This window comes from Endozoicomonas sp., from assembly GCF_051008435.1.
Lineage (GTDB): Bacteria > Pseudomonadota > Gammaproteobacteria > Pseudomonadales > Endozoicomonadaceae > Endozoicomonas_A.
The window spans coordinates 1-9,073 of the sequence record NZ_JBPCXO010000569.1; the positions used below are offsets into that span (position 1 = coordinate 1).

Consider the following 9,073-nt stretch of genomic DNA (forward strand, 5'->3'; position numbering starts at 1 on the left):
AAGAGTCCCCCTGTAGCAATACCTGTCAGCGCAGGTGCTACAGCGAAAGGTGTTGAGAGTTCTCAGCATGGGTCACAAGAAGCCCCCACTATAGCCGCATCAGCGGCTTAGTGGTGGGAGTACGTCACGCTGCGCTTTGATGATCAAATAGATGCTCAGAATGGTCGTTTCTATCAGGCTGAGAATGTGTTGAAATGATTGGCTATGTGCTTGATTGATCATGAGTTTATTGATTTTTATCAGGCAGTGGAAAATTGCCGGCGACAGGTGCCTGCACAGTTGTATAATAACGGTACCTGGGTTAGTATGCCGACCTCGCGAATGTTGAGGTGAGCAGTATGCGTCAGCCACTAGTTGCCGGTAATTGGAAGATGAACGGATCTCTTGAAGATAACCGTAAATTACTGGATAAGCTTGTTTCAGGACTGAATACGAAAGCTGAAGTACTGGTTTGCCCACCTTCGGTATATGCTCAAGGCATTCGCGAACAGTTGGCTGGTAGCGCTATTAAGGTTGGCTTGCAGAATGTATCTGACAAGGCTTCTGGTGCTTTTACTGGCGAGGTTTCGCCTCTGATGGTTAAAGATCTCGGTATTGAATACGTGATCATTGGTCATTCTGAGCGTCGCTCTCTGTTTGCAGAGAGTGATGAGGATGTTGCTGCGAAATTCTGTGCTCTGACTGATCAGGGTTTAGTGCCTATCCTTTGTGTGGGTGAAACTCTGGAAGAGCGAGAAGCTGGCGACACCATGAAGGTGGTGACGGCTCAGGTTGAAGCTGTGCTGCGGACTGCAGGTCCGGAGCGTCTGGCAAACTTTGTGATCGCTTATGAGCCTGTATGGGCTATTGGAACCGGGCTGACTGCAACTCCGGAACAAGCGCAGGAAGTACACGCTGTGATTCGCGGTTTGCTGGCAAAGCATGATCAGGCTATGGCTGACAGAACTCGTGTTCTGTATGGTGGTAGCATGAAAGCAGCTAACGCTGTGGAGTTGATTGCTTTGCCCGATGTTGATGGCGGTCTTGTGGGGGGAGCCTCCTTGATTGCTGAAGAGTTCCAGGCGATCTGTCACGCTGCGGGATAGTGATGGAAACCATAATTCTTATTGTTCATGTTCTTGCTTCTGCTGCCGTAATCGGTCTGATTTTGTTGCAGCAGGGTAAGGGTGCAGAAACCGGTGCCAGTTTTGGGTCCGGCGCGTCACAAACAGTGTTTGGTAGCCAGGGTACTGGCAACTTCATGAGTCGCACAACAGCGATTCTTGCAGCAGTGTTTTTTGTGACCAGCTTTGCTTTGGCTATGGTGGCCAGGCAGAAGGCAGACGGCATCGGTGATGCAGGTGTGCCAGCTGTGATTGTTGAGGAGTCAGTTCCGGCCGGAGACGCGCCAATTGCTCCAGAAGCAACCTCAGAAAAGAGTGTCGAGAGTGATGCTCCTGTGATAGAATCACAGCCCGTCGAAAGTGACGAGCAGAATAAAGAGCTGTCTCTGCCTCCAGCTCAATAAGAGCTAGCTTTAAGCAGGATGTAGTGGTGGTGTTTGCCCAGGTGGTGGAATTGGTAGACACGCCGTCTTGAGGGGGCGGTGACCTAACGGTCGTGCGGGTTCAAGTCCCGCTCTGGGCACCAAATTGCCATTAACTTTTTGAGTAAATGGAAGAGAAGTATCTAGTATAGTGTTGTAAGGATTAAAAGACGTATCTACAGTTATGGCTTGTGGTGCAAGTTCGTAGCTGGCAGTATACTGGAATAGGTTTGATGCGGGGTGGAGCAGCCTGGTAGCTCGTCGGGCTCATAACCCGAAGGTCGTCAGTTCGAATCTGGCCCCCGCTACCAAATGATTAAACCCCATTATGGGGTTTTTTATTAGGTGCGTCAGAGTCTTTCGAAGGGCTTGAGTTGTTGGCCCCGATAAGACTCTAGGAGTTTGTTGGATTCACGCTCGTTAGCGTGTGTTTGGCAAGCTCCTTTAGCTGCGTCCAGCTGGAAAACTGGGTGCATAGAAGAGACAGGGCTTTTAAGCCCTTTTTTTGTTTTTGCAGACAGGTGTTTCCAACGTGGCAGGTAAGCAGTCGCAGCTGGAAGCATTGATTGGACCCGTGGTTGAATCCCTAGGCTACCAGCTTTGGGGTATTGAGTTCAGATCCCAGGGCAAGCAATCAATGCTTCGCATTTATATCGATTCCCTTGATAAAGAAAAGGGGATTCAACTGGATGATTGTGAAGTCGTCAGTCGCCAGGTAAGTGGGGTTCTCGATGTGGAAGATCCCATCACGAAAGAGTATACCCTTGAAGTTTCCTCGCCCGGTGTGGACAGGCAGTTGTTTACGCTTGAGCACTATGTTGCCTGGGCGGGTGCAGAGGTCAATGTACGTTTGAGGGTTCCCTTTGAAGGGCGCCGCAAGTACAGGGGTTTTGTAAAAGGGATAGAAGATCAGGACGTGGTGTTGATCGTAGATGACCATGAGCTGCTTTTTCCCATTGAGAGCATAGACAAGGCTCAGGTGATACCGAGATTCGACTAACTTCAGGCTCACAGCTGGTAATGACCAGAATAAGGTGGGTAAAAGGTTCAGGCCGGGTTGTTAGCCATTGTCTGCAACAAAAAAGTTGATAACAGACAAGGGCCTTCCCGGTTAACGGCCAGGGAAGTGTTGGCAAAGGCATGGACTGGTTCAGCATAGGCGAGGCAGAGCATGAGTAAAGAAATTCTGTTGGTCGTTGAGTCCGTTTCCAACGAGAAGGGCGTTCCACCCGAAGTGATCTTCGAGGCTATGGAGATTGCTCTGGCGACTGCGACTAAAAAGCGTTACGAAACAGAAGTGGATATCCGGGTAGCGATTGACCGTACTAGCGGTGAATACGATACCTACCGTCGTTGGACCATAGTTGCGGATGAAGACTTCGAGTTTCCGGGCATGCACTTTACCCTGGATGAGGGTAAGGAAAAGGATGAGTCCCTGGAGATCGGTGGAGTCTGGGAAGAGCAGGTTGAGTCTGTTGCGTTTGGACGGATTGCTGCTCAGACAGCCAAGCAGGTTATTGTTCAGAAAGTGCGCGAAGCTGAGCGTGCCCAAATGGTTGAACAGTACCGTGACAAGCTAGGCGATCTGGTTAACGGAACCGTAAAGAAGACGACCCGCGACAGTATTATTGTTGACTTGGGCAGCAATGCTGAAGCCGTGCTGCGCAAGGATAATGTGCTGCCTCGTGAGAACTTTCGCATGGGAAGCCATGTGCGAGCTCTGCTGAATGACATTTCCACGGAAGGTCGTGGACCGCAGCTGATGCTGTCCCGAACTGTGCCTGAAATGCTGATTGAACTATTCCGCATTGAAGTGCCAGAAATTGCTGAAGAAGTTCTGGAGATCAAGGCGGCTGCCCGTGATCCAGGCTCCAGGGCAAAAATTGCCGTCAAGACTAATGACGGCCGCATTGATCCGGTGGGTGCCTGCGTAGGTATGCGTGGTGCTCGTGTACAGGCAGTATCCGGTGAGCTGGGTAATGAGCGTATCGATATTGTTCTGTACGACGAAAACCCTGTCCAGTATGTGATCAATGCCATGCAGCCTGCAGAGGTTGCCTCCATTATCGTTGATGAAGATTCCGGAACTATGGATATCGCTGTCAGCGAAGATAATCTGGCCCAGGCTATAGGTCGTAGTGGTCAGAATGTTCGACTTGCCAGTGAATTGACTGGCTGGAAGTTGAACGTCATGACAGAAGCTGAAGCCGCTACCAAGCAAGAAAAGGAAGCGGATAAGTTTAAACAGAGTTTTATTGATCTGCTCGATATCGATGAAGAACTGGCGCAGTTGCTGGTCGACGAAGGATTCACCACTGTTGAAGAAATTGCCTATGTCCCTCTGGAAGAGATGGTGGCAATTGAAGGCATGGATGAAGAGATCGTGGAAGAGCTTCGCACTCGTGCGAAAGACAAACTGCTGACCCAGGCCATTGCTCGAGAAGAAAAGTTAGATGGCGCACAGCCAGCTGAAGACCTCTTGACTATGGATGGTATGGATGAGGAGTTGGCACTGGAGCTGGCCAGCCGGGGTGTCATTACTATGGAAGATCTGGCGGAGCAGTCCATTGACGACCTTCTCGTTATAGAAGGTATGGACGAGACGCGTGCGGGTGAATTGATTATGACGGCGCGTGCTCCCTGGTTCGAGGAAGCTGGTAACTGAGCGGGCCACTGAGAGGAGAAGTGTTAATGGCAGAAGTAACCGTAGAACAACTCGCGAAGGTGGTCGGCGCTCCGGTCGAAAGGTTGCTGCAGCAGATGCAGGATGCTGGCCTGAAGCAAACTAAAGCTTCACAAGCCGTGTCGGATTCTGAAAAGAAGCAGTTACTGGCTCACCTTAAAAGCGTTCATGGTGATCACACGGGTACGGCTGAGCCTACCAAGATCACTCTCAAGCGCAAAACTGTCAGCCAGATGAAAGTGTCTGGTGGCGGCGGCGCTGGTAAGAAAAAAGTTGTTAATGTAGAAGTTCGTAAAAAGCGTACCTACGTCAAGAACGAAAAAGCGGAAGAGCAGGGCTCGGAAGAGAAACAAGCCCGTCGAGATGATCGTGGTGACTCTCGTCGTGATGGAGATCGTCCACAGCAGCAGCGCCGTGATGGAGATCGTCCACAGCAGCAGCGCCGTGATGGAGATCGTCCACAGCAGCAGCGCCGTGATGGAGATCGTCCACCGCAGCAGCGCCGTGATGGAGATCGTCCACCGCAGCAGCGCCGTGATGGAGATCGTCCACCGCAGCAGCGTCGTGATGGAGATCGTCCACCACGTCGTGATGGGGATCGTCCTGCTCGAGGTCCTTCTGCGCCAGGTTTTGATCCGGCTGCAGCACCCATACCGACTCCTGAAGGTGAAAAGCGAGGTCGTAGCCGTAAAGCTAAAGATCGTCGTGATGAGCCTCGTGAAGAGCGCGGTCGTCGTGGCGAAAAGCGTGGCGGACGTAATACAGGTCGCAGGGATGATCGTCGTGGTGGTGGCCGTAGGGCATCTCGTACCATTACGCCTGAATCCATGGCAGCTCACGGCTTTACCAAGCCAACAGCACCTGTAATTCGTGAAGTTTCCATCCCGGAAACCATCACTGTTGCTGAGCTGGCTCAGAAAATGGCCATCAAAGCTGCTGACGTCATCAAGGTGATGTTCAAGATGGGCTCCATGGTGACCATCAACCAGGTGATTGATCAGGACACCGCTTCCATTGTTGTGGAAGAGATGGGTCACACCTTCAAGCTGGCTAAAGCTGACAGTGTTGAAGACTCTCTGGTTGAAAGTCAGGAAGGCGAAGTTTCTGATTTTGAAGAGAAGCCTCGTGCACCAGTTGTGACTGTAATGGGTCATGTTGACCACGGTAAGACCTCTCTGTTGGATTACATCCGTAAGAGTCGTGTACAGGCTGGAGAAGCCGGCGGTATTACCCAGCACATTGGTGCATACCACGTAGATACACCTCGCGGTATGGTTTCCTTCCTGGATACTCCTGGACACGCAGCGTTTACCGCTATGCGTGCTCGTGGTGCCAAGGCGACCGATATTGTAATTCTGGTAGTTGCGGCTGACGATGGTGTGATGCCTCAGACTGAGGAAGCGGTTCAGCACGCAAAAGCTGCTGGTGTTCCTCTGGTTGTTGCTGTCAACAAAATGGATAAAGAGGGTGCTGACCCTGATCGTGTGAAGAATGAATTGTCTGCACGCGGTGTTATCCCGGAAGACTGGGGTGGCGATACTCAGTTCATGCATGTATCTGCTCTGACCGGGGAAGGCATTGATGCGCTGCTGGAAGCGGTCGTTCTTCAGGCGGAAGTTCTGGAGCTGTCGGCTGCGGATGAAGGTCCAGCGAAGGGTGTCGTTGTTGAATCCCGTCTGGATAAAGGACGCGGTCCTGTGGCCACTGTTCTGGTTCAGTCTGGTGATCTGCAACAGGGTGATAATATCCTGGTAGGTCAGCAATATGGTCGTGTTCGTGCGATGCTGGATGAGAATGGCAAGTCCATCAAAAATGCGGGTCCTTCTATCCCAGTAGAAATTCTGGGTCTGGATGGTACTCCGGATGCTGGTGATGAACTGATTGTTGTGAAGGATGAGCGTAAAGCTCGTGAAATCGCACTGTTCCGTCAGGGGAAATACCGTGAAGTTAAGCTGGCTCGTCAGCAGGCTTCCAAGCTGGAAAATATCTTCTCCAGCATGGGTACTGAAGAGAAGAAGACACTCAATATCGTTCTGAAAGCAGACGTGAGAGGTTCTCTTGAGGCTCTGACCAACTCTCTGGAAGAGCAGGGTAACGACGAAGTTCAGGTTAAGGTTATTTCCGGTGGTGTTGGTGGTATCACTGAAACCGACGCTAACCTGGCGCTGGCTTCCAATGCCGTTATCGTAGGCTTTAACGTTCGTGCGGATGCTTCTGCTCGTAAGGTTATCGAGTCAGAAGAGCTGGATCTGCGTTACTACAGTGTTATCTACGACATCATTGAAGATGTGAAGAAAGCACTGAATGGTATGCTGGGCTCCGATACTCGTGAGCAGATTGTTGGTACAGCAGAAGTACGTGACGTCTTCCGTTCACCGAAGTTTGGTGCGGTGGCTGGCTGTATGGTGGTTGAAGGTACTGTTTACCGTAACGATCGTATCCGTGTACTGCGTGACAACGTGGTTATCTTCGAAGGCGAGCTGGAATCCCTGCGTCGCTTCAAGGATGACGTACAGGACGTTCGCGAAGGTATGGAATGTGGTATCGCGGTTAAGTCCTACAACGACGTTAAGCCAGGCGACAAGATTGAGGTGTACAAGACTGTTGAGGTCAAGCGCACCCTCTAATTCGCAACGGGTTGCTCACAGGGCGACCTGAAGCGAAAGAAAGCATTCTGTTCCGCAATCAGTGGGCAGATGCTTTCTCAGGCTAAAATAGAGCCCGCAGCTGAGACTGCGGGCTTTCTCATATCAGCGGATGTCAGATGCACGGAAGTTCATTTTAAAAAATGAACATGCAGTCTGCAGCTCTGGGAGATGAACCTCTTTGGTGACTCCCTGCGACCAGGCAGAGTTGTGGTGCCTATGGGTGAGCACCTGGCGTTCCCGTTAAGAAGATGACTATTGAGAGTCATCTTTCAGGATTAAATCCCCAATGGCTAAAGAATACAGTCGTATCCAGCGAGTAGCGGACCAGATTCAGAAAGAACTGGCTCAGCTGATTCAGCTGGAAATGAAAGATCCTCGTCTTGGCATGGTAACGGTCAGTGCGGTGGAAGTTTCCCGTGATCTGGCATTTGCCGATGTGTTTGTTTCCTTCCTGGGAGTAGACGACCAGGACAATGTTGATGAAAAGCTTGAGGTTATGCAAAGTGCTGCCGGTTTCCTCCGCAGTCAGCTGGCCCGGGCAATCAAGCTGCGTACTATCCCCCAGCTGCGATTCCGCTATGACAACAGTTTGCGGCGTGGTGCGCACATGAATGAGTTGATTGCAAAAGCTCGCGCTGGTGACAGTGATCATCAGGGTAAGTCTGAGGAGTAATTGATGTCAAAGCGCAGGCGTAGCCGTGGCCGCCAGGTTGACGGTATCGTGGTTGTGAATAAGCCAAAGGGTGCGAGTTCCAACGATGTTCTGCAACGCGTCAAGCGCCTTTATGGTGCTGCAAAGGCTGGTCATACCGGTAGCCTTGATCCACTGGCGACAGGTGTATTGCCTGTTTGTCTGGGTGAGGCGACGAAGTTCTCCCAGTATCTGCTTGAGTCTGACAAATCCTATAGAACGGAAGTCAAACTGGGTATCCAGACGGAAACCGGTGACCGCGAAGGCGAAATTGTTGAGCAGCGTCCGGTGACTGTGACTCGCTCTGATGTTGAGGCTATTCTGGATCGTTTTCGTGGTGTAATTGATCAGATTCCCAGCATGTATTCGGCTCTTAAGCATAATGGTGAGCCGCTCTATAAGCTGGCTCGTCAGGGTATTGTGGTTGAGCGTCCAGCTCGCCAGATCACTATCTACCGTCTTGAGTTGCTCGATTTTGAAGGTGACCGGTTAATTTTGGAGGTGGACTGCTCCAAAGGTACCTACATTCGCACGCTGGCAGAAGATATTGGTGCGGCTCTGGGTTGCCTGGGTCATGTTGCTGAGCTCCATAGAATCAAGGCAGGTCCTTATACTGAGCATCAGTCCCACACTCTGGAACAGTTAGAAGAGGTTCGGGATGGTGGTGGCCATAAGGCTCTGGATGAGCTGTTGCTGCCTTTGGATACATCGGTCAGTGACTGGCCTCAGATTCGTCTGGGTGCAACCAGCAGCTATTACATCAGTCAGGGACAACCGGTTCAGGTGCCACAAGCACCAACAAGCGGTAATGTTCGCATCTATGGTCAGGAGCAGATTGAGGGGCAGGAAGTGCTTCGATTCCTGGGTATTGGTGAGATTGATGAAGACGGTCGTGTCGCGCCCAAGAGGCTGATCAACTCTGGAAATTAAGGCAGGCATACTGCCTTCGTGGTGGTGGTTTTAACAGACTGGCTTCCGGCTGGAGGTTGGTGTTAGAATGCGCCACTTGGTTGACAGTCGATGCTGTCAAGACGTAAAGGCTGGCTGTAAATATGCACGGTCGTGCCTGATTTGAATGCATATTAATTGGAGTATAAAGCAATGGCTTTAACTGCTGAAAAGAAAGCGGAAATTATCAAGGATTTCGGTCGCGTTGAAGGCGATAGCGGTAGCCCTGAAGTTCAGGTTGCTCTGCTGACTGCAAACATCGAAGGTTTGCAGGGACACTTCAAGGCGAACCACAAGGATCACCACTCCCGTCGTGGTCTGATTCGCATGGTAAACCAGCGTCGTAGCATGCTGAACTACCTGAAGGGCAAAGACGTTGAGCGCTATCGTTCCCTGATCGAGCGTCTGGGTCTGCGTCGCTAAGACACGCAGGAGCATACTTTGGGTTGTACTGTAACTCGATTCTGCAGTTTTTAGCGTTTGACGAAGGAAGATTCTTGTGGACTGCGGAACCAGTCTACTACTGTGACTCTTGTGCCAAGCCTAGCGAGGTACAATCAACATCACAGCAGCAGGCT

Annotated in this window: 8 protein-coding genes and 2 tRNA genes; all 10 read left to right on the plus strand. The window is 51.2% G+C overall.

Annotated elements, in window-relative coordinates:
- Nucleotides 1-338 precede the first annotated feature (338 nt).
- Entirely contained in the window at nt 339-1,085 is a 747-nt protein-coding gene (tpiA, locus tag ACR2PX_RS29160) for a triose-phosphate isomerase (protein ID WP_434002863.1), read from the plus strand.
- A 2-nt stretch (nt 1,086-1,087) separates the two neighbouring features.
- Entirely contained in the window at nt 1,088-1,507 is a 420-nt protein-coding gene (secG, locus tag ACR2PX_RS29165) for a preprotein translocase subunit SecG (protein ID WP_434002864.1), read from the plus strand.
- A 35-nt stretch (nt 1,508-1,542) separates the two neighbouring features.
- Nucleotides 1,543-1,629: transfer RNA gene (locus ACR2PX_RS29170), tRNA-Leu, on the plus strand.
- A 130-nt stretch (nt 1,630-1,759) separates the two neighbouring features.
- Nucleotides 1,760-1,836: transfer RNA gene (locus tag ACR2PX_RS29175), tRNA-Met, on the plus strand.
- 221 nt (nt 1,837-2,057) lie between these two features.
- Nucleotides 2,058-2,525, plus strand: a complete 468-nt coding sequence (gene rimP, locus ACR2PX_RS29180) for a ribosome maturation factor RimP (protein WP_434002865.1) — start codon at nt 2,058-2,060, stop codon at nt 2,523-2,525.
- A gap of 171 nt (nt 2,526-2,696) precedes the next feature.
- Entirely contained in the window at nt 2,697-4,190 is a 1,494-nt protein-coding gene (nusA, locus tag ACR2PX_RS29185; protein ID WP_434002866.1) for a transcription termination factor NusA, read from the plus strand.
- Nucleotides 4,191-4,216: 26 nt separating this feature from the next.
- Nucleotides 4,217-6,835: a translation initiation factor IF-2 gene (gene infB / locus ACR2PX_RS29190; RefSeq protein WP_434002867.1), complete on the plus strand. Its 2,619-nt coding sequence runs from the start codon at nt 4,217-4,219 to the stop codon at nt 6,833-6,835.
- 307 nt (nt 6,836-7,142) lie between these two features.
- Nucleotides 7,143-7,529 carry a 30S ribosome-binding factor RbfA gene (gene rbfA, locus ACR2PX_RS29195; RefSeq protein WP_434002868.1) on the plus strand — a complete coding sequence of 129 codons (387 nt, stop codon included), beginning with the start codon at nt 7,143-7,145 and terminating at the stop codon, nt 7,527-7,529.
- A gap of 3 nt (nt 7,530-7,532) precedes the next feature.
- The gene (truB, locus tag ACR2PX_RS29200; protein WP_434002869.1) at nt 7,533-8,477 is read left to right on the plus strand and encodes a tRNA pseudouridine(55) synthase TruB; all 945 of its coding nucleotides are present in this window, start codon (nt 7,533-7,535) and stop codon (nt 8,475-8,477) included.
- Between the two features lie 171 nt (nt 8,478-8,648).
- Nucleotides 8,649-8,918, plus strand: a complete 270-nt coding sequence (gene rpsO, locus ACR2PX_RS29205; RefSeq protein ID WP_434002870.1) for a 30S ribosomal protein S15 — start codon at nt 8,649-8,651, stop codon at nt 8,916-8,918.
- Nucleotides 8,919-9,073: the final 155 nt, after the last annotated feature.